Below are 18,362 nucleotides of genomic sequence, written 5' to 3'. Positions count from 1 at the left end.
GGTAACTCTGGACCCGCGGGCGCGCACTGTTCTGCCTTGGCTGCTGCTTCGGCCTGCTATGCCTGGTATTCCACAATACTGAGTGCCAGCGCCGCAACCTTCTGGGCTGCAAACTTGCCGCCCGGGATGGCGCGGGTCAGGTGCGCGGCCTTTTCCACGATGTCGCCGGCTTCGTCCGGCGCGCATTTCTTCATGGCCGCCGCCACCGCCGCGGGCACTGTCACGTTCAAGATACTGCAGGCGCACAGGGCCAGCTCATCCATCACGGCCGCGCCCAGAGGCACTGCCCAGGCCACGTCGTCCCGTTCGCCACGTACCACCTTGGGGATAATGTCATGGACAAAGCCGTCCATCTCGGCCACATTTTCGCCCACGGTCACGGTGATGTCCACCGCCGGGTCGAAGGACCAGTATTTCTGAGCCAGCTTGGAGGTTCTGCGGGCAGCGGGCTCGATCCGGCGCACCTTGATGGTTACCGGCTCGCCCACCATGCCGGAGAGCAGAACGCCAGCGTTCTTTTCGACCTCGGCGATGCGGTCATCGTCAAATTTGGACACGACGGCCTCCAGGCTTGTGCCGGCTTCAAGCTGATCATAGGCGTACTCTGCCCGGCGATGAATGGCCCAGGCGCGGGCAGGCTCGGTGGCGTCGATGAGCATATCGGTCACTGGGCCGCGCCACAGCTCGTTGGCCTTGCGGCAGATGGTGTTAATGCTGAGCTGCGCCACCTCCGGATCAAAGGAGCAGGCGCTGCGTTCAGCCACGATTTCCCGGCCGGTTTTGGCCGCGTCGCCCTCATTCTTGATCAGGGCCTTCATACCGATGACCGCGTAAGCGCCCACATGGCCCAGCGGCGCGTTGACCGGGCCGCCGGAAAAGCCCGCGATGCCTTCCTGGAAGCAGGAGAAGATTTCATCAAAGGCCATCATGCCAATGACCGACGGCGCGCCGATGTCTTTGAGAATCAGGCCCACGTCGCCCACCAGCTTGGCCGTGTCCACTGCCTCGCCGGTAACCTTGAAGTGTACTTCCTCCGGCAGTCCTGCGGTGGCCACTGCGGATTTACCCACCAGATAGGCCGAGCTGGTGCGTCCGTAGACGCCCTCGCCCTCAGGCACCTCGGCGTCGGGATGGATAATCTCCAAAATGGCGGCAGCGCCCAGCACCGCGGCGGTGAAGGGATGGGGAACCATCACCGCGCCTGCCATGGCGTCCAGCATGGCCTGCGTGCCGATGCGCGCGCCATTGACGGCCAGCTCAGGCCAGACATAGTCCTCGCCCAGAGCGCTGTGGCCGTAAAGCGGGCCGCCACCCACGTTCATGGGCACGTTGCGCCCGTCAAGGGACGAGAGGGTGCCCTCCATCATGGCCTTGTTGATGGCCAGCACTGCCGGGAAAGCCGAGATCTTATTGTTCATCTTGGCTGTAGGAATAGCGGCCACGCCGCTGCGGTCCACGCCGGCCATCATGCGGGCTGTGGCCCCCAGCTTCCGGTTACCCGCCGGAATGCCCACCTGGGCGGCGGAGCCAGCCAGGTACATGATACAGGCGGTGATCAGGGCCGCGTTGGCCCCGTCGGCGCCGGATTTCTTGGCCACATTGATGGCCTTTTCCATAATATCGTCCACCGGCAGCCGTCTGGCGTCCGCGAACTCAATGGAGAGACGTTCTCCCTTTAAAAGCTCTTTGGTAATCACGTTGGCCACGGTGTGGATAGCCATGTTGACCATGCCGTGCCCGCCGGCCAGCGCCTCGATCCGGTCGTTGGTCAGATTCGAAATATTGGATACCGAAGCCATTTCCACTGCAGAGATCACTCTGCTCTTAACATCATTCATGATATTCCCTCCTGAAAATCTTAAAATTAAATTTGATAAACACTGTTTTCTTCGTCCCTCAGGACTGAAAAGGCAATATGGTAGGCCGCGTCATAGGCGACGGACCGCCCCCACTTTTCATAGACCGCCGCCCGCATGGCCATCACGCTGTCGTGCTCAGGCCGCAGGCTGCCGCTCTCGAACCGCTTGCCCTCAACGGTAAGGCTGAGGCTTTCTCCCCGGTACTGCAGTTCCACCGGCCGCTTCAGCTTATCATTATACTGGTAGCGGTGCTCGGTGCTGATCCGGTGCCAGCCGCCGCTGGTCAGCTCGCTGGCGATGGCCGCCTCCACCGCATCTCCGGAAGCGGGACAGCAGTCAATAAAAAACATGTAAGACGGCCTGTTTTTCTTGGTGATGGCAGACACCACCTGGACATTCGCGGCCCCTGCGCCATAAAGGTGGTCGATGGCCTGGCCTACACACTCGCCTGTCAGGTGGTCAACCTGAACCATAAAGACAAGGCCGTTTTTGGAATGAATCTCCATCATTCTTCCCTCCCCCGATGTAATTGATTTCTTAACTTCATTTTATCACCATTTTTTCCCAAAACAAGTTGTTTACAAATTTATGAGTCACTCATAAATTAATGAGTAATGGGAAAACCGCAAAATTTTTTACCCAAAACCGAAAAGTGTGTTAAAATTAAATAAAACAAGCGATAGGAGGAACCTATGAAATACCAGCACAAACTCGAAAAAGAAAGAATGTGCCCCATTGAGCACGGCCTCGAGGCCTTTGGCGGCAAATGGAAGGCCCGTATCATCTGCGTGCTGTCCCTGTCTTCCGCCATGCGTTACAAGGAGCTCAAGAAAGAGCTGAGTAACATCACCGACACGGTTCTGGCCTCCATGCTAAAGGATTTGATCGCCGACAACCTGATTATCCGGACCCAGTATAACGAGATTCCCCCAAGGGTCGAGTATTCCCTGACCGATAAGGGGCGGTCTGTCCTGCCCATCCTCCAGAATATCTGCGCCTGGGCCAAGGCCAACACCACCCGGGATCTCGAGGCGGAGCTGCCCTCCTGCAAGAGCTGCAGCCAGCTTCCCTGAGGTTTTTATTCGAAAGTGCCCATCGATGTAAACATTTTCTTGGCCCTATTGTAACACATATTTCTCTCAAGGCAAGTCTTTTGCGCTCAATGCACCATTACTAAATCTTTCATTAAGCTTTCCGGCTGCCAACACAAAAAAACCGGCGCAAAACCGCGCCGGTCTCTTTTTAACGCTTTTTTCTTTTGTCATTATCCTTTAAAAAACGCCGGGCGTTTTTCATGCCGCCCACGCTGCCAAACATGCGCTCCAGCTTCTTCGCCTCGATCTGGCGGGAACTCAGGCCCTCATAGCCTGCTTCCTTTTTCAGCTTCTGGTAGCTCGCAAACCGGTCCGCGTCCAGCGCGCCCTTTTCCACCGCACATAGCACCGCGCAGCCCGGCTCGTTTGTATGCGTGCAGTCCCGGAACCGGCAGTCCTCTGCCAGGGTCTCGATGTCGGCAAAGGCCCTGTCCAGGTCCGCGCTCTCCACGCCCAGCTCACGCATGCCTGGTGTGTCGATGACCATGGCGCCGCCTGGCAGCAGAATCAGCTCACGCCGGGTGGTAGTATGCCTGCCCTTGTCGTCGCTTCTCAGGCCGCCGGTGGCAAATATTTCTGCTCCTGCCAGGCCGTTGATGAGCGTGGATTTGCCCACGCCGGACGAGCCGATAAAGGCCACGGTCTGCCCGGGTCTCATGTAGGGCATGGCCGCCTCAAAGCCCACGCCGCCCAGAGCTGTGGTCATGACAACGTCGGCCCCGATGGCGGTGGACTGCGCCTCGGCCAGGCGGTCCGCCGGGTTTTCGCACAGGTCCGACTTGGTCAGAACCACCACAGGCGCCGCACCGCTGTCCCAGCCAATGGCCAGGTACCGCTCCAGCCGCCTCAGGTTAAAATCCTTATTCATGGCCATGCAGATGAAAACCGTGTCGATGTTGCTGGCGACCACCTGCTCCTCCTGGGCTGTGCCCGCCGCCTTGCGGATAAAGGCGCTCTTTCTCGGGAGCACGTGGTGGATAATGGCATGGCCGCCCGCGTCGCTCTGCCGGTCCAGCATGACAAAATCGCCCACCGCTGGAAAATCCGCGGGCCCGGCCGCCCCATGCCGGAGCCGGCCAGAGACCTCGGCCATCAGCGCGGCCTTCTCGGTCATCACCCGGTAAGAATCCTTATACTGCGACACTACCCGCCCGGCGTAAAGCCCGCTGTACTCGCCTGCACTCTCGATTAGCCGGTCATTCATTCCCATCTGCTTCAATGTGATATTATTCAATGTTTTTTCCTCCTTAAAGTTGCATTACACTAACCTATGGGAGGCTTTCTGACGCGTTATGCTGCGCAGACCTCCCGGCCTGACACAATATCCGTTTTACGGTTTTGATACATAAAGCATGTTCTCCTTCTTGATTATTTTGTTCAGCATCATTTTAACATATCCGGGGACAAAGGCAAAGCCCAGGCGCATCCTTTAAGCTTTCTGGCTCAAACCCCCAATTTTTCTCATACCCCATTATGGGTTAAAAAGAATCATATGCAGTATGGCGGTTTCATCCCCTGTATTTCTATAGGAATGCGCAGTATCAGCCTTGAACCGGATACTTTCCCCCTTCTCCACAATGAGCCGCTGGCCGTCTGCGCAGATCTCAACACGTCCCCCAAACAGGGTGATAAACTCAGTGGTTCCCCGCAGGTGCGGCTCCGACTCCCAGTAGCTGCCCTTATCCAACTCCAGGTAATAGACGGCAAAGCGCCGGTTCTCATCGTCGGGGAAAAGCGCGTAGTTTTTCACTTTTCCATTGTCCTCAAGCAGCGGCTGCAGCTCTGCGGTTTTTACGATCTCATATGGTTTTTTGGGACGAAGGGTCAGGGTATCAAAGGGGACGCCGATGCCATTCGATATCTTCCACAGGGTCGATATTGTAGGGTTGCCCTCTCCCCGTTCGATCTGCGCCAGCATACTTTTGCTCACGCTGCTCAGCCTCGCGAGCTCATCCATACTCAATTTTCGCTCCTCACGGAGCCTTTTTATATTTTTAGCAATGATTTGATTCATTGTATCCAAAAAAACACCTCCCTATTGACATTATATCGCACAAGATGTATCATTATATCACACACCTTGTGCGATATAATATTCACTTTGTATTATTATATAATCTAAAAGCACTTTTGTAAAGGAAAGAGAGGTTTGAATTGTTTCATTTATACGATTTTCTGATTTACTGCTTCATCACTGCCTACACACCGGGGGCCAATAACCTGCTCTCCATGAGCAACGCCGCGCGCTTGGGCTTCCGGCGCAGCGTCCGGTTTAATCTGGGTATCCTGGCCGGATTTACCGTTATCATGACACTTTGCATGGCTTTCAGCGCAACGCTCTACACCTTCCTGCCCAGGGTAAAAATCATCATGCAGGTTTTGGGCGCCGCTTACATGCTGTACCTTGCCTGGAAGGTCTGGAAAAGCACAGCGGATTTAAAGGAAAAGGGCGGCGGGGAGGCCCGTTTTCTGTCGGGCATGCTCCTGCAATTCGCCAACCCAAAAATCTATATCTACGCCATTACGGCCGCCTCCCTTTATATTCTGCCGTTTTACCAATCCCCCTGGGCGCTGGCCGGATTCACGGTTCTTCTGTCGCTCATCGGCGCTTCCGGTTCCTTTGTCTGGGCTCTGTTCGGCGCTGCTTTCTGCCAGTTTTTCGCCAGACATACCAAAACGGTCAATCTGGTCATGGCTCTTTTACTGGTTTACTGCGCGGCTTCGCTGTTTTTATAAACCGGGGACTCAACGGTCTTTGGGCAGACATACCGCGGCTGTCCTTCGCTGTGCTTTCCGTACTCGATGGCCTCTTTCGGGCAGCGGCAGATACAGGCCATGCAGTGGGTGCAGCGTTTGCCCCAGCGGGGCCTGCCGTTTTCCATCCGGATATTGGAAAGGGGACAGACCGCCTCGCACTTCCCGCAGGAAATACAGGCGCCGGTGACCCGGAACTTGCTGGCATGTACCACTACAGGGTAAAACACATCGTTGACCAGTCCACTCTGGATTTTATCCTTAAAGGTGGCTGACGGTCCGGGCAGCACTGCCCCCTCCCCGATGCGCCGGGCAATGGCGCTGATCGGAGCCTCAGCCTTGTCGATGAGGGCCAGGGCCTCCTCCCTGCCAGGCGCGTCGTAAAGGGCAATGTAATTTTCGGGCATCCTGACCTCCGCGCATCCGCGGTAACGCAGGCCTTTGGCCTCGCTCAGCCTTTTCAGATATGCGCCGGCGTTGCCGATACCACCGCCGCAGGTCAGCACAAAATAAATGTCCCGGGCGCCTTCAAGCTCTGTTTTCATGAGCCAGTCACTCACCACCCGGGGAATCCGCCACGCGTAGGTCGGCGCAGCCACCACCCAGGGCCGCTTTGAGGACAGGGCGCTGTGGTCGTGATTCCTTATTTTATCAAAGAGGTCGAGGGCCTCATCCTGGATTTCCCGGCCGATTCTTTTGGCTGCGTAGGCACTGTTTCCGGTGCCTGAAAAATATAAAATCATTTTAAACTGCTCCTTTCAAAGACGTGCGCGCCATTTTCACCAATGTGCACCACACCGTCGTAGATCTTGTTTACCAGCTCTGCCAGGGCTTTCCACTGGGTTTCATCCGCGCTGATATAATAGTAGTTCCGGGTTCCTTCCCGCCGCATGTTCACAATGCCTGCCTCTTTCAAAATCTGGAGATGGTGGGACACCGAGGGCCTTGTCAGGTGGGTTTTTTCAGCAATCTCACCGACCCGGATACCGGACAGGTCGCTCTGCAAAAGCACCAGCAGGATGAGCTGTCTGGTCTCATCGCCGATGGCGGTAAAGGCATTCCGGCAGGCCTCAAAGCCCTGCGTAATCTCAGCAATCCGTTCTTCACATGTTTTTTCCATAGGGCCCCTCCTATAAATCCCGCGCGTCCAGAACGGCGCTCCATGCAACGCAGACCTCTGGGCACAGGCCGAGACCAATATATTTTTCCCTGATCATTTTAATGGAATGCTTAATGATGATTTCCACCTTCTTTCGTTAACATTCTTTAACCATTATAACAGATCGGATAAATTGTGCCACATTGGTAAAGAAAGTCGTTACCATTAAAAAAGATCGGCGCAAAATTGTGCCGATCTTTTTTCCTGTCCATGCCGCTGCGGCCTTTCCTAAAAACGCTCCTTAAGCGTGGCCATCCAGGCCTCGATGGCCTCGGCCAGTATCAGCTGCTGCCGCAGAACAGCTTTCCCGGTTTCCGGGACTTCCGGCAGGGTCTCCTTCAACGCCATATTTTCTTCCAGATTGCCTTTCAGGGTTTTTACATTCGCCTCAATGCTGTCCAGGCACTGCTTCTGCTTTTCGGGCGGAAGACTGTCAAGATTAACGATGACTGCGTTAAAATCCAGAAAGATGTTGATAGGCTTGCAGGCGATCTCTGTCATCAGCTTTTCAAATTGCCTCTCGCCCGCGTCGGTTAAGGCATAGACGGCCTTTTCGGCCATTTTTCCTTCCTTCACCACATCGCTTTTAATATACCCCTTTTCCTCAAGCTTTATGACTTTTTTATAGATGGAGGGGGTGCTGATTTTTACCCATCTGGATATGTTCCGGTATTCTACCTGCTTTTGGATATCGTACGCGCTCATCGGTTCCTTTGTGAGCATGCCGAGTACGATCAGATCAATGGTTGCCATAATAACCTCCCTTTTCTTCTTGACAGATACTATAATTTATAGTATTATGGGTTCCTCAGTCGGATTGCTGTAATTTATAGTACTATATTTTACAATTATTGTCAAGTAAAAGGAGATTTTAACATGAAGGAACACAACTCAAAAATGGCACTGCTGGGCAGCGCCCCCATTCCCAAAGCCCTTCTGGCGCTGGGGCTCCCGACCATGGCCGGCATGCTCATCAACGCCCTGTACAACCTGGCCGACACCTATTTTGTGGGCGGTCTTGGGACCGGCCCCATGGGCGCTGTCACGGTGGCCTTTCCCCTCGGGCAGGTGGTCGTGGGCCTGGGCCTGTTGTTTGGAAACGGCGCCGCCGCCTGCCTATCAAGGCTGCTGGGGCGCGGCGATGGCGAAACCGCCGGCAAGGTGGCCAGCACGGCGCTTTACAGTAGCATTTTTATCGGAGCGCTCGTGATTTTATGCTCAGTTCTTTTTCTGGAGCCCATTTTAAAACAGCTCGGCGCTCTGGACAGCGTTATGCCCTACGCCCTTGCTTATACCCGTATTTACATCCTGTTTTCGATCTTCAACGTGTTCAACGTGACCATGAACAACATTGTTTCCAGCGAGGGGGCCGCCAAAACCGCCATGTGCGCGCTCATGGCCGGCGCTGTCTTAAACGTGGCCCTGGACCCCATTTTCATCTATACTCTCGGTCTTGGCGTTTCTGGAGCGGCTGCGGCCACAGCCCTCTCCCAGATTGTCTCCACGCTCATCTATCTGGGCTATATCTTTATGAAAAAAAGCGTGTTCAGCTTCAGTATCCGGGAATGCTGCTTTTCCAGAGAAATTCTGTCCGAAATTCTGAAAATCGGGATTCCCACACTGGTTTTCCAGCTGCTGACCAGCCTTTCCATGGGCATGATCAACGACGCCGCCAAAGAATACGGCGCTTCTGCCCTGGCCGCCATGGGGCCTCTCACCAAGATCATGTCCATGGGCACACTGGTCGTGTTTGGGTTTTTGAAGGGCTTCCAGCCCATCGCCGGGTTCAGCTATGGGGCCGGTAAATTTGACCGGCTCCACGAGGCCATCAAAACCGCCATCCTCTGGTCTACCCTGTTTTGCATGGCCTTTGGCCTGACGGCTGCCATATTCGCGACGCCGATTTTGTCTTTGTTTACAAAAAACGATATGGAAATGATTCGCATCGGGGCGGCCGGGCTCCGGCTGAGCGGCCTGTCTTTCATGCTCTTTGGCTTCTACACAGTCTATTCATTCCTGTTTCTGGTCATGGGCAGGGCAAAAGAGGGCTGTATTCTGGGCGCCTGCCGTCAGGGAATCTGCTTCATCCCGGTCATTCTAATCCTCCCGGCTCTCTGGGGGCTGAACGGTATCCTGTGCGCCCAGCCCGTCGCGGACGTGCTCTCCGCTGTGGTGACGGTCTTTATGGCTTTCCGGGTTCATAAAGAGCTGGCATTGGTCCGGGATTAGACTGGTCTGGAGGCAAGGCGCTGCCCGCCGCTTTTGGAAATATGCTGAACAGCCGTTAGTTAGGTAAAACCCTGCCAATATGCTATAATAGATAATAACTGGCAGCACTTTGCGGAAATCACATTCCGCAGTCCCTGGAGAGGGATTCCCATAGCGCAGCTAAAACCGATTATCAGGAGGATTGAAATGAATCACTTTATTGAAACGCTGACAAGCAGTGGTAAGAGCACAGAGCTGCCCGAGGCATATAATTATTTTGGAAAGCTTATCGGCAGTTGGAAACTCGATTATACAGACCATAATATAGCCTGCTCAGTCAAAGGCGAATGGCATTTTTCGTGGGTTCTTGAGGGCATGGCAGTACAGGATGTGATTATTTTACCCTCGCGCGAAACTAAAACCCAACTCCCGCATCCCCTTACTGAGTACGGCACGACGCTTCGGGTCTACAATCCTGGTACACACACATGGGATATCGCCTATGGTTATACAGGGAGAATCATGCGGCTTGAAGCGAGGAAACAAAACGATATGGTCGTTCTTACAAACATTGACGATGAAAGGCAAAAATGGGTGTTTGTCAAAATTGAGGATACCCATTTTCACTGGCAGAATGTCACTGTAAAAGAGGACGGCGAGTGGCATATAAACGCGGATATATACGCAGAGCGCATATAACGCCGCGCGAACCGTCGAGCCGTATCAGCTTGTATTGAAAAGCGGCCACTGGTATTTTCAAGGATATTGTCATGAAAGAAAGAATTTTCAGCTGTTCGGCTTGTCCCGCATAACCAATCTGCAACTGAAAGCTGAAACGCCGCCTGATAAAAGCCAAAAAAAGCACGGCGCAAAATTACGCCGTGCTCCCATAAACTCAATGCCACATATCGTCCAGATTTCTTTTTTCATATACGGTTCGCAAAACATAAACCTGCCGTTCTGATTCCAATATAATAAAAAATGTCAGAAAATGACCTGTTTTAAAAAATCTCAATCCTCGTTTAGCCCAGGGCTCTTTCTTATAAGCCGAATGCCGGGCAGGCATCTGCCCCAGCTTTAAAATTTCCGATTTCAATTTTTTTCTAAATGCCTTCGCAGCCTCTGGTTCTAAAAGCTCTGTACGAATATACCGCCATATCCTTTCAATATCTTTTTGCGCCGCGTCGGTGACAATCACCTCATAGCTTTTCATTCACCATACTTCTCCTGCATCTCTGCAAAAAATTCTTCTGCCGGGCGTCCTTTCCTTTTTAAGAAGTCTTCATAGCCCTCCTCGATCAGGCTGTCAAGATGATCCGGCGTTTTTTTGATTTTAAAGGTTACGCCGCCGTCACGCACAGCCTGACGTACCAAAGCGTTAATCGCCGAATTAGTGGTGAGTCCCAGCTCAGAAAAAAGCGCGTCCGCTTCCTCTTTCAGCTTTTTATCCATTCGAACCGTCACATTGGTGGTATCCATTATCTGCCCTCCTTACAATCACTTGCACATAATTTGCACATTTATTATACAATATTTTCAGAATAAATAAAAGCCCAAAAAGATCGGCGCAAAATTGCGCCGATCTCTCGCCCTGCCTAATCCTCCAACACCTCGATACTGTCCCCGGGCTTTACCATGCCGCCTTTCAGAACAATGGTAAAAATGCCCTCTCTGGGCATGACGCAGTCGCCCACTTTTTTGGCGATCTCGCAGCCCTTGTGGCACTCCTTGCCGATCTGGGTGACCTCCTGGAGGGTCTCGCCGATTTTCAGCCGGGTGCCCACTGGCAGCTCGTAGACGGTAATGCCCTGGGTGGTGATGTTCTCGGCAAAATTGCCGGGGGTCAGCTCACCCGCGCCCAGCGCCACCATTTTATCGATGCTCTCCTGGCCCAGCAGGCTTACCTGGCGGTGCCAGTCGCCGCCGTGGGCGTCGCCCTCCAGCCCAAATTTCTCAATAAACACGCCTTCGCCCACGGGCGTTTTCATCACGCCCTTTTTTTCGCTGCGGTTGATGGCGATCACTTTTCCTTTTATCATCATTTCTCCTCTTTTCTCTCAAAGGTGCCAGAGTGGCCCCCGGTCTTTTTCATCAGTTTAATATCGCCGATGACCATGTCCCGGTCGACGGCTTTACACATATCGTAAATGGTCAGGGCAGCCACTGACACAGCGGTCAGGGCCTCGATCTCGATGCCGGTTTTGCCCGTTGTTTTGAGCTCGGCCTCGATATGGATACAGCTGTTTTCGGCGTCGGGCTCAAAGCGGATATCGCTGGCGGTAATGGGGATATTGTGGCACATGGGGATCAGCTCCGAGGTGCGCTTGCACCCCATAATCCCGCCGATCTGTGCCACAGACAGCACATCGCCCTTTTTCATCTGGTGGCTTAAAATCTTTTCTAGGGTTTCGGGCTTCATGTAGATGGCGCCGCGGGCAAGCGCCATACGCTCCGTATCCTTTTTGTGTGTCACGTCCACCATGCGGCCGCGGCCCTCTGCGTTAAAATGGGTAAATTCGTCTGAGATGGCCATTCTATCCTCCTATTTCGTTCATGTTTCTTTTTTTAATGGTTTCCCGTTCATCGATGTGGTGGCGCTCCGGCTTGGCCGTCACCGCCATTTCCAATATCTCCCGGTAGCTTTTCCCCGCCTGGTGCAGGGCCGCCACGTCCAGCTCCTCATCGGAGTGGAGACAGGGCTTGAGTTTGCCGTCAGCGGTGACGCGGATGCGGTTGCAGTCGGCGCAGAACCGGTGGCTGATGGGGTTGATGAGCCCCACTCTCCCCTGGGCGCCGGGCAGCTCGAAGAGCCTGGCGGGTGCGCCGGGGGGGCCGGCCACAGGCGTGAGCGCTGGCGCCCGCTCTAGCACCGCGTCACCGGACAGATACTGCCCGAAAGCGTAGTCGGCGCCCTGCCCCAGGGGCATGAGCTCGATGAAGCGCACGTCCACGGCGTGGTCCTTTGTGTAGTCCACAAAGGCTTCGATCTCGTCGTCGTTAAAGCCCTTGATCAAAACGGTGTTGAGCTTGATGGGGGTGAGCCCGGCCGCTCGGGCGGCCTCAATACCGGCCAAAGCGTCCTCCAGCCTGCCGCAGCGGGTGATTTTCGCGTACTTCTCAGGCTCAAAGGTGTCCAGGCTGATGTTCACCCGGTCAAGCCCCGCGCGCTTCAGGTCTCTGGCCATGGCGGGCAGCAGAATGCCGTTGGTGGTCATGGCAAAATCCCGGATTCCGGGGATCGCGCCGATTTTTTCCACCAGCTCCAGCACGCCCCGCCGCACCAGCGGCTCGCCGCCGGTAAGCCTTATTTTGTCGATTCCCATCTCAGCACCTGCCCGCACCAGGGCCTCAATGGCCTCAAAGGTGAGGTTGGTGGCGTGGCGGCGCTTGGGCACGCCCGCCTCAGGCATGCAGTAAACGCAGCGCAGGTTGCACAGATCGGTGATGGAAATGCGCATATAATTCACTTTTCGTCCAAAATGGTCTCTCAAATCAGCACCACTTTTCCAGGCTCATCAAAGCCGTAGCCGCCCAGCTCAGTGAGCGCGCGGCGCAGCTCCTCGCCCCGCAGCGCCTCCAGAAAAACCTTGACCTTCTCGTCCTCCAGGTTTTCCTGTGACACAATAAAATCATACTCCTCGTCCCCCACGGGGATAAAATCCAGTCCCATCATGTTGGCCGCGGACAGCACGCCCATGCCCACGTCGCAGGAGCCGGACTGCACCGCTGAGGCCACCATCATATGGGTGTTGAGCTCGCGGTCATAGCCCACGATCTGCGTCGGATCGATGCCCTTCTCTTTCAGAAGGTAGTCAAGCAGCACCCGGGTGCCGGCCCCGCGCTGGCGGTTCACAAAGGTGACGCCCTCCCGCAGGAGATCCTCGACGCCGCCAATGTTTTTGGGGTTGCCCTTTGGGATCATCAGGCCCTGGACACGCTTCACGCCCTTGATGAGGGCTGCCTTTCCCTCGCCCAGGTACTTCCTGACCGCGGGGATATTATAGGTGCCGGTGGCCTCGTCCAGCAGATGGGTGGGCGTGAGGTGGCACTCGCCCTTTTTAAAGGCCATGATGCCGCCCAGGCTGCCCACATGGGCAGAGGACAGGTTCACCAGCTTTTTATTTTTATGGATAATATTGGCCATCATGTCGATCATCACATCGTGACTGCCGATGGTCACCAGCGTGTTTTCGATTTCTTCCACCGGGCGCAGCAGCTCAATTTCGACCTCCTGTCCGGCCTCATATCCCTCCACGTTTTTGGGCACGCGCAGAATGCCGTCGGCGTTCACCAGCGACATGGTAACGCCCGCGCCGCGGTCCAGGGGCGTGGCCACAAAGCGTCCGCCCACCTTGCCGCATTTCATGCGCACAAATTCCAGGTATTTTAAGGTGGACATGAGCCGTTTGGACAGGGTGGCCTGAATCACCGGCCGGCCCACAGGCCGCTGATGGGTCATGCTTAACACCACCGGTTTCACAAAGTTCTCAAACACAAAATAGGCCGATACCGGGTACCCGGGAATGCCGATGACGGGCTTGCCCTCGATGAACCCCAGAATGGCCGGCTTGCCCGGTTTGATGGCCACCCCGTGAATGGCCACCTCGCCCAGCTCCTCGACCAGGGCTCTGGTGTAATCCTCGGTGCCGGCAGAGGAACCGGCCGAGATGAGCACCAGGTCGTTTTCGGCTACAGCGCGCTGGATGGCGGCCTTAATGACCTCATAATCATCGGGGACCGGGGCGTAGCGGGTGGGCTCGCCGCCATATTCGGTGATCAGTGCCTCGAACATACGGGTATTGGAGTCGATGATTTTGCCCTTTTCCATGGGCTCGCCAGCCTCGATGATCTCGGTGCCTGTGGGGATAATGCCCGCTCTTGGGCGCTTCAATACCTCGAGGGTGAGGATGCCCCCGGCCAAAAGCGCGCCGATGTCCATGGCCCGCACCTGGTGGTAGGCGGGAACGATGAGCTCCCCGGCCACGATGTCCTCACCGATGGGCCGCACATGCTGCCAGAGGGACACAGGCTTTGAGATCCGCACATGGTCCGCGTCCTCACTCACCACATCCTCGATCATGACCACCGCGTTGTAGGGCTCCTCGATGACATCGCCGGTGTCCACAAACTCAAAGTCCTCATGCAGGGTCAGCACCTTTGGGCTGCGCTCATCCACCCCCACAATTTCCAGCGCCCTGACGCAGATGCCATCCATGGCAGAGGCGTTGTAAAAGGGGGATGAAAGCCTCGCGAAGACCGGCTCCGCAGTCACCCTGCCCAGGGCCTCCGTCACGTCTGCGCGCTCGCTGCAGACGCCCCCATGCCCGGCCTCGGCCATTTTTAAATATTTTGCAACAGCGTCGTCCAGATCCTCGTTTTTCAGGTACAGGTTACGCGCGCTGATATCCACTATTTTTGCCATTATTCTCTCCTTTCGCGCTAAAACAGCATGACCTTCACGCTGTCGCCGGGGTTTTTCCCCTCCTCATTTTCCGTCATCTCGATATAGCCGTCCGAATAGGCCAGCAGGGTGATCATCCCCGATTTTCCGTAGGTAGGCTTGACACGCACGCCGTCCTCGCCCGTCTCCACAGCAACCGTCTGAAAAGTGCGCCGCCCCGGCGCCGCGTGGACGTTTTCGGTCAGCGTTCCCACAATATACTGGTTTTTATACAGATCGGTTTTATGAAAGATGTTCATGAGCTTTTTCATCACCACCATGTAAACCATGATGGCCGACGCGGGCTGCCCTGGCAGGCCGATGACTGGCTTGCCCATGGCCCTGCCCATGATGGTGGGCTTGCCCGGCTTGATGGACAGCCCATGCAGAAAGACCTCGCCCAGCTTTTTAAGTACTGCCAGGGTATAGTCCCGCTCTCCTACCGAGCTGCCGCCGGAGAGCACCACGGCGTCGCTCTGCTCCAGCCCGCGGACAATGGCGTCCTCGATGGCCTGAGGGTCGTCGGCCGCGTAGGCCACGCCGGCCGCCTCTGCGCCCAGTTTTTCACTGAGGGCAGCGATGGCCGGCGTGTTGATGTCCACGATCTGGCCAGGCCCTGGCGTCTGGCCGGGTCTTATGATCTCGTCACCGGTGGAGATAATGGTGATCCGCGGTTTTGTGTAGACCGGAACCTCCACCACACCCACAGAGGACAAAACCCCCACATCCTGAGGCCTTATGGTATGCCCAGCCTCAAAAACCCGCGCCCCGGCCCGGATATCGTCGCCGGTGAGCATCATGTTTTCAAGGGAGCCGGCCCCCTTATAGACGGCCAGCTCATCCTCGCCAAACCGCTCGGTGTACTCGATCATCACCATGGCCTCGGCGCCCGCGGGCACCATGCCGCCAGTGGGCACATAAACGGCCTCGCCAGTGTGCAGGGAGAGGGTGGTTTCCCGCCCCATGGCCGCCGCGCCGGTCAGCTTTAAAAAGGCTGGGATCGACTCGCTGGCGCCCTGCACGTCCCGAAGCTTTACCGCATAGCCGTCCACCACCGACCGGTCAAAGTGCGGGACGTTTACACCCGAAACCACGGGCGCGCTTAAAACGCGTCCCAGCGCCCCCTCAAGGGGAACCGTCTCTGTTTCCAGCTGATAATCTGAGAAATAATGCTCCATTAACGCTTTCATTTCATCCGTTGTTTTAACTTCAAATAACTCCATTTTTTATAATCTACACTTTCCAAGTTTCATATACTCTATTGTAGCTTAATTCATACGAAATAACAAGGCTGACAAAAATTTATCAGAAAGGTTTAAATTCTAAACAAAATCGGTCGTTTTATCGCTCACTGTCAAATTTTTCCAGGGCACAAAGCCTCGGCCGGCGTTTTTCAAAGGCTGCCGCTGCCTCAAAGCCGCAGCTTTTCAGCAGGGCAGCCGCCTCAGCCAGCCCGTCTCCCACCCGTCCGGCGCTGTGGGCGTCGGAACCAAGGGTAACGATCTGACCGCCCAATTCTCTGAAGCGCGCCACGATCCAGGGATTGGGCATAAACTGCCGGCAGTTTTTATACAGGCTGGAGGTGTTAACCTCAATGCCCCGGCCACGGCGGATCACAGCCTTTAAGACCGCGTCGATCTGACCAGTATAGGCGTCGAGCCGGTAAATTCCCTGCTCGTCCCAGGCATAGCGGTTGATGAGGTCGAGATGCCCCAGTACATCGTAGTCGCCCTCCTCAGCCAGACCAAGCACCTCGTCATAGTAAGCGTCAAAGGCGTAGTCCACACCCCACTCCCTGATGGTCTGGCGGATAGTGATATCCCCGATATTATGGACCGAACCGATGATAAAATCATAATCGGCCTGGGCCAGAAAATCCTCCAGAACTGCCCTCCGGTACTGCCCTTCTCCGATCTCAAGGCCGAAGCGCACAGCCGGGCCCGCCCCGGCGCTGTCCCTGAGGTACTCCTCATAAGCCTCCTGGTAGGGGTAAAGGCCGTAGCTCTTATCCTCTGGGTTGACGCTAAAATGGTCTGTGATGCACACCTCAGTAAGCCCCCTGGCGGCAGCCATCTTACGGATGGCCCCGATGGTCTCCTCCGAGTCAAAGGAAAAACGGGTGTGAACATGGTAATCGGCAAGATAAAAAGGCATAAACGCTCCTCCTCAGATGGTGATCGTCATCTCTTCCAGATGAAACTGAAAGCTGGCCGCCTCCAGGTTCTGCAGCGCGCTGATACAGATATCCTCAGCCGCCTCCCGGCTGCCAATCACCATGACATTGTCCAGATTAGCGTGGAATAGGGCGTTGCGGTAGCTCCCAAAGTTCTCAAAAATGGACTGGAGCATCTCGCCCTTCATGGAGTCGTTGATCATCTGCAGATACTGGTGCTTCTGGCGTCCGACAGATTTAAAAATCTTGCCCACCGGCTGGTTGGCCAGGTCGATGCCGCTCAGGTCTGCCAGGTATTTGAGGTACAGCTCAACGCCGCGGTACACCGAAAAGACCATGGGGCTGTAGTCGGTCAGCTCGATGCTGGCGTCGTTCAGGAGCACAAAGGACGGGGAAATCAGGTTGATGAACTGGTCCGCCTGATCCTTTAAGATGCGGATGGTGTAAGGGATCTTTTTCCGGATCACCTCGTTGATGGATTCCTTCTCTACCCGGCGGTCGCCGGTGTTGTTCTCAAAAATATCCTCCAGCCTTATGATGCAGTCCCGCAGCAGTCCGGTGCTCAGGCCCTTCATCTCACACACGCCGGTATTGTTGTTGCGCGAAAAGAACACGGACTGCCCCTCGGAAACCAGCTTAAAGCCGTTTTCCATGGCCTCGTTGGCTGCGCCGTCCAGCCAGCTGTTCCGGCAGATATAATCCCAGGTGGCGGTTTTCATGGGGAAGCGCAGCTCAAAGGATAAGGGCTCGGGGGATTCGGCCTTGACGCAGTCGATGGCTTCCACCAGGTAGCTGTTGATGTTGCTGGTCAGGGTGACTGCCTGCTTTCGCTGTCCGGGCCCTCTGTTCTCAGTTTTAAGGCTCACGCTGTTGTTGCTCTTGTCCGTGATATCCTTAACGCGCTTCACCCCGCTCACACTCAGCTTTTCACCTACCACCACAATCCGGTTGACCCTGAAGCTGATATCCTGCACGGTCCAGTGTGGCTCACTTTTTTCAAGCCTCAGAGGCTCTTCGGCCACCGGCAGAGCGGTGAGCGAAGCCGCGACCACCGGCTGTTTTTTCTTTTCCCACTTGTGGTTTTCGGTTTTCGCCGCCGCCTTTTTAGCCGCCTCTTTTTTGGGGACTTCCTTAGTCGTTTCCTTTTTAGTCGTTTCCTTTTTGGCCGCCTCCTTTTTAGCAGTGCCGCTCTCAATGGGGTCCCCCCACTGGCGGTCAAACAAAGGCGCCAGATCGGTATCGAACAGATCGTTGCTGGCGTAGACCGTGGCAATGCGCTTTTTGTTAAAATAAGAGATGGTGAACTTGCGCTTGTTCACATAAAAAACCCGATGATATTTTTTATTATACTTGGGGTTATTGGTAAAATCCGGCCGTTTCATCAAGGTCTCAATCAGCTCCTCATAGCCCTTCTCGCTCATGGAGAAGGAGTAGGTACAGGATATGCGGTGCGCAGAAACAGACAGCACCTCCAGATCCCGGTCGATGGCCTGTGAAGGGGCCCCGGAGATAAAGCAGTTGTTCTTTCCCGCTGCCTTGGTAAATTTAACCTTGGAGGCCAGCACCATATTATCCGGTATGTCGTACGCCGCAATGGTGAGGTTTTCCAAAGCCTTCAGATCACAAAGTTTTACTTTCATATATACCCTCCTTTTCTCTGTTGTTATTTATACGT

At 55.1% G+C, this 18,362-nt stretch carries 21 protein-coding genes and 1 pseudogene; 5 read left to right on the top strand and 17 right to left on the bottom strand.

From position 1 onward, the window contains the following. Positions 1-56: 56 nt before the first annotated feature. Both DW091_RS06815 and larC read right to left on the bottom strand, forming a co-directional pair. Positions 57-1,838: a hypothetical protein gene (locus DW091_RS06815; protein WP_118517743.1), complete on the bottom strand. Its 1,782-nt coding sequence runs from the start codon at positions 1,836-1,838 to the stop codon at positions 57-59. A gap of 26 nt (positions 1,839-1,864) precedes the next feature. Continuing rightward, positions 1,865-2,368 carry a nickel insertion protein gene (gene larC, locus DW091_RS06810; RefSeq protein WP_118517742.1) on the bottom strand — a complete coding sequence of 168 codons (504 nt, stop codon included), beginning with the start codon at positions 2,366-2,368 and terminating at the stop codon, positions 1,865-1,867. Positions 2,369-2,551: 183 nt separating this feature from the next. Here larC and DW091_RS06805 point away from each other — a divergent pair, with 183 nt between their 5' ends. Further along, entirely contained in the window at positions 2,552-2,932 is a 381-nt protein-coding gene (locus tag DW091_RS06805; protein WP_058695104.1) for a helix-turn-helix domain-containing protein, read from the top strand. Positions 2,933-2,998: 66 nt separating this feature from the next. Here DW091_RS06805 and DW091_RS20680 read toward each other — a convergent pair whose 3' ends face one another. The 3 genes from DW091_RS20680 to DW091_RS06795 form a co-directional block, all read right to left on the bottom strand. Beyond that, a complete protein-coding gene (locus tag DW091_RS20680; RefSeq protein WP_263422106.1) occupies positions 2,999-3,124 on the bottom strand; it encodes a hypothetical protein in 126 nt (41 codons plus the stop codon). Continuing rightward, complete coding sequence (rsgA, locus tag DW091_RS06800) at positions 3,102-4,187, bottom strand: ribosome small subunit-dependent GTPase A (protein WP_118517741.1); 1,086 nt, start codon at positions 4,185-4,187, stop codon at positions 3,102-3,104. Before rsgA ends, DW091_RS20680 begins: the two co-directional genes overlap by 23 nt. A gap of 237 nt (positions 4,188-4,424) precedes the next feature. Beyond that, the gene (locus tag DW091_RS06795; RefSeq protein WP_347561011.1) at positions 4,425-4,967 is read right to left on the bottom strand and encodes an XRE family transcriptional regulator; all 543 of its coding nucleotides are present in this window, start codon (positions 4,965-4,967) and stop codon (positions 4,425-4,427) included. Between the two features lie 140 nt (positions 4,968-5,107). Here DW091_RS06795 and DW091_RS06790 point away from each other — a divergent pair, with 140 nt between their 5' ends. Next, positions 5,108-5,689, top strand: coding sequence for a LysE family transporter (locus tag DW091_RS06790; protein ID WP_058695107.1), 582 nt, complete (start codon positions 5,108-5,110; stop codon positions 5,687-5,689). Here DW091_RS06790 and DW091_RS06785 read toward each other — a convergent pair. From DW091_RS06785 to DW091_RS06775, 3 genes are all read right to left on the bottom strand, one after another. Next, positions 5,662-6,450: an EFR1 family ferrodoxin gene (locus tag DW091_RS06785; RefSeq protein WP_118517739.1), complete on the bottom strand. Its 789-nt coding sequence runs from the start codon at positions 6,448-6,450 to the stop codon at positions 5,662-5,664. The genes DW091_RS06790 and DW091_RS06785 overlap by 28 nt on opposite strands. Beyond that, entirely contained in the window at positions 6,447-6,827 is a 381-nt protein-coding gene (locus DW091_RS06780; RefSeq protein ID WP_058695108.1) for a metalloregulator ArsR/SmtB family transcription factor, read from the bottom strand. Before DW091_RS06780 ends, DW091_RS06785 begins: the two co-directional genes overlap by 4 nt. A gap of 267 nt (positions 6,828-7,094) precedes the next feature. Then, positions 7,095-7,619 (bottom strand): PadR family transcriptional regulator, encoded by a 525-nt coding sequence (locus DW091_RS06775; protein ID WP_118517738.1) that lies wholly within the window; start codon positions 7,617-7,619, stop codon positions 7,095-7,097. A 123-nt stretch (positions 7,620-7,742) separates the two neighbouring features. Here DW091_RS06775 and DW091_RS06770 point away from each other — a divergent pair, with 123 nt between their 5' ends. The 3 genes and pseudogenes from DW091_RS06770 to DW091_RS20820 form a co-directional block, all read left to right on the top strand. Further along, a complete protein-coding gene (locus DW091_RS06770; protein ID WP_118517737.1) occupies positions 7,743-9,095 on the top strand; it encodes an MATE family efflux transporter in 1,353 nt (450 codons plus the stop codon). A 186-nt stretch (positions 9,096-9,281) separates the two neighbouring features. Continuing rightward, positions 9,282-9,773 (top strand): hypothetical protein, encoded by a 492-nt coding sequence (locus DW091_RS06765; RefSeq protein WP_118517736.1) that lies wholly within the window; start codon positions 9,282-9,284, stop codon positions 9,771-9,773. Between the two features lie 4 nt (positions 9,774-9,777). Continuing rightward, positions 9,778-9,918: pseudogene (locus DW091_RS20820) on the top strand (WYL domain-containing protein); the annotation flags it as partial. A gap of 51 nt (positions 9,919-9,969) precedes the next feature. Here the strand turns inward: DW091_RS20820 and DW091_RS06755 are convergent. From DW091_RS06755 to DW091_RS06715, 9 genes are all read right to left on the bottom strand, one after another. Beyond that, entirely contained in the window at positions 9,970-10,287 is a 318-nt protein-coding gene (locus tag DW091_RS06755) for a type II toxin-antitoxin system RelE/ParE family toxin (RefSeq protein WP_058695112.1), read from the bottom strand. Beyond that, on the bottom strand, positions 10,284-10,553 hold the full coding sequence (locus tag DW091_RS06750; protein ID WP_058695113.1) for a type II toxin-antitoxin system RelB/DinJ family antitoxin: 270 nt from the start codon (positions 10,551-10,553) through the stop codon (positions 10,284-10,286). The genes DW091_RS06755 and DW091_RS06750 overlap by 4 nt, the downstream gene beginning before the upstream one ends. A gap of 116 nt (positions 10,554-10,669) precedes the next feature. After that, positions 10,670-11,116, bottom strand: a complete 447-nt coding sequence (locus tag DW091_RS06745; protein WP_118517734.1) for an MOSC domain-containing protein — start codon at positions 11,114-11,116, stop codon at positions 10,670-10,672. Then, positions 11,113-11,601: a cyclic pyranopterin monophosphate synthase MoaC gene (gene moaC, locus DW091_RS06740; RefSeq protein WP_175557164.1), complete on the bottom strand. Its 489-nt coding sequence runs from the start codon at positions 11,599-11,601 to the stop codon at positions 11,113-11,115. Before moaC ends, DW091_RS06745 begins: the two co-directional genes overlap by 4 nt. Positions 11,602-11,608: 7 nt before the next feature. Then, on the bottom strand, positions 11,609-12,565 hold the full coding sequence (gene moaA / locus DW091_RS06735) for a GTP 3',8-cyclase MoaA (RefSeq protein ID WP_118517733.1): 957 nt from the start codon (positions 12,563-12,565) through the stop codon (positions 11,609-11,611). Further along, the gene (locus DW091_RS06730; RefSeq protein ID WP_118517732.1) at positions 12,562-14,496 is read right to left on the bottom strand and encodes a molybdopterin biosynthesis protein; all 1,935 of its coding nucleotides are present in this window, start codon (positions 14,494-14,496) and stop codon (positions 12,562-12,564) included. The genes moaA and DW091_RS06730 overlap by 4 nt, the downstream gene beginning before the upstream one ends. 17 nt (positions 14,497-14,513) lie before the next feature. Beyond that, positions 14,514-15,737, bottom strand: a complete 1,224-nt coding sequence (gene glp / locus DW091_RS06725) for a gephyrin-like molybdotransferase Glp (protein ID WP_118517731.1) — start codon at positions 15,735-15,737, stop codon at positions 14,514-14,516. A 118-nt stretch (positions 15,738-15,855) separates the two neighbouring features. Beyond that, positions 15,856-16,668 (bottom strand): histidinol-phosphatase HisJ family protein, encoded by an 813-nt coding sequence (locus tag DW091_RS06720; protein ID WP_118517730.1) that lies wholly within the window; start codon positions 16,666-16,668, stop codon positions 15,856-15,858. A gap of 12 nt (positions 16,669-16,680) precedes the next feature. Further along, positions 16,681-18,327 (bottom strand): type II toxin-antitoxin system RnlA family toxin, encoded by a 1,647-nt coding sequence (locus tag DW091_RS06715; protein ID WP_118517729.1) that lies wholly within the window; start codon positions 18,325-18,327, stop codon positions 16,681-16,683. Between the last annotated feature and the right edge of the window lie 35 nt (positions 18,328-18,362).

The organism is Eubacterium sp. AM05-23 (genome assembly GCF_003477535.1).
GTDB lineage: Bacteria > Bacillota > Clostridia > Eubacteriales > Eubacteriaceae > Eubacterium > Eubacterium maltosivorans.
This window is presented reverse-complemented; position numbering and strand designations above follow the sequence as displayed.

What these genes read in the sequence shown, in the direction of transcription:
- DW091_RS06780 (WP_058695108.1), bottom strand. Translation starts at nt 6,827, where the DNA reads ATGGAAAAAACATGTGAAGAACGGATTGCTGAGATTACGCAGGGCTTT.
- DW091_RS06775 (WP_118517738.1), bottom strand. Translation starts at nt 7,619, where the DNA reads ATGGCAACCATTGATCTGATCGTACTCGGCATGCTCACAAAGGAACCG.
- DW091_RS06785 (WP_118517739.1), bottom strand. Translation starts at nt 6,450, where the DNA reads ATGATTTTATATTTTTCAGGCACCGGAAACAGTGCCTACGCAGCCAAA.
- DW091_RS06770 (WP_118517737.1), top strand. Translation starts at nt 7,743, where the DNA reads ATGAAGGAACACAACTCAAAAATGGCACTGCTGGGCAGCGCCCCCATT.
- DW091_RS06795 (WP_347561011.1), bottom strand. Translation starts at nt 4,967, where the DNA reads ATGAATCAAATCATTGCTAAAAATATAAAAAGGCTCCGTGAGGAGCGA.
- DW091_RS20680 (WP_263422106.1), bottom strand. Translation starts at nt 3,124, where the DNA reads ATGACAAAAGAAAAAAGCGTTAAAAAGAGACCGGCGCGGTTTTGCGCC.
- DW091_RS06815 (WP_118517743.1), bottom strand. Translation starts at nt 1,838, where the DNA reads ATGAATGATGTTAAGAGCAGAGTGATCTCTGCAGTGGAAATGGCTTCG.
- DW091_RS06765 (WP_118517736.1), top strand. Translation starts at nt 9,282, where the DNA reads ATGAATCACTTTATTGAAACGCTGACAAGCAGTGGTAAGAGCACAGAG.
- larC (WP_118517742.1), bottom strand. Translation starts at nt 2,368, where the DNA reads ATGATGGAGATTCATTCCAAAAACGGCCTTGTCTTTATGGTTCAGGTT.
- glp (WP_118517731.1), bottom strand. Translation starts at nt 15,737, where the DNA reads ATGGAGTTATTTGAAGTTAAAACAACGGATGAAATGAAAGCGTTAATG.
- DW091_RS06730 (WP_118517732.1), bottom strand. Translation starts at nt 14,496, where the DNA reads ATGGCAAAAATAGTGGATATCAGCGCGCGTAACCTGTACCTGAAAAAC.
- DW091_RS06720 (WP_118517730.1), bottom strand. Translation starts at nt 16,668, where the DNA reads ATGCCTTTTTATCTTGCCGATTACCATGTTCACACCCGTTTTTCCTTT.
- DW091_RS06745 (WP_118517734.1), bottom strand. Translation starts at nt 11,116, where the DNA reads ATGATGATAAAAGGAAAAGTGATCGCCATCAACCGCAGCGAAAAAAAG.
- DW091_RS06755 (WP_058695112.1), bottom strand. Translation starts at nt 10,287, where the DNA reads ATGAAAAGCTATGAGGTGATTGTCACCGACGCGGCGCAAAAAGATATT.
- DW091_RS06750 (WP_058695113.1), bottom strand. Translation starts at nt 10,553, where the DNA reads ATGGATACCACCAATGTGACGGTTCGAATGGATAAAAAGCTGAAAGAG.
- DW091_RS06805 (WP_058695104.1), top strand. Translation starts at nt 2,552, where the DNA reads ATGAAATACCAGCACAAACTCGAAAAAGAAAGAATGTGCCCCATTGAG.
- DW091_RS06715 (WP_118517729.1), bottom strand. Translation starts at nt 18,327, where the DNA reads ATGAAAGTAAAACTTTGTGATCTGAAGGCTTTGGAAAACCTCACCATT.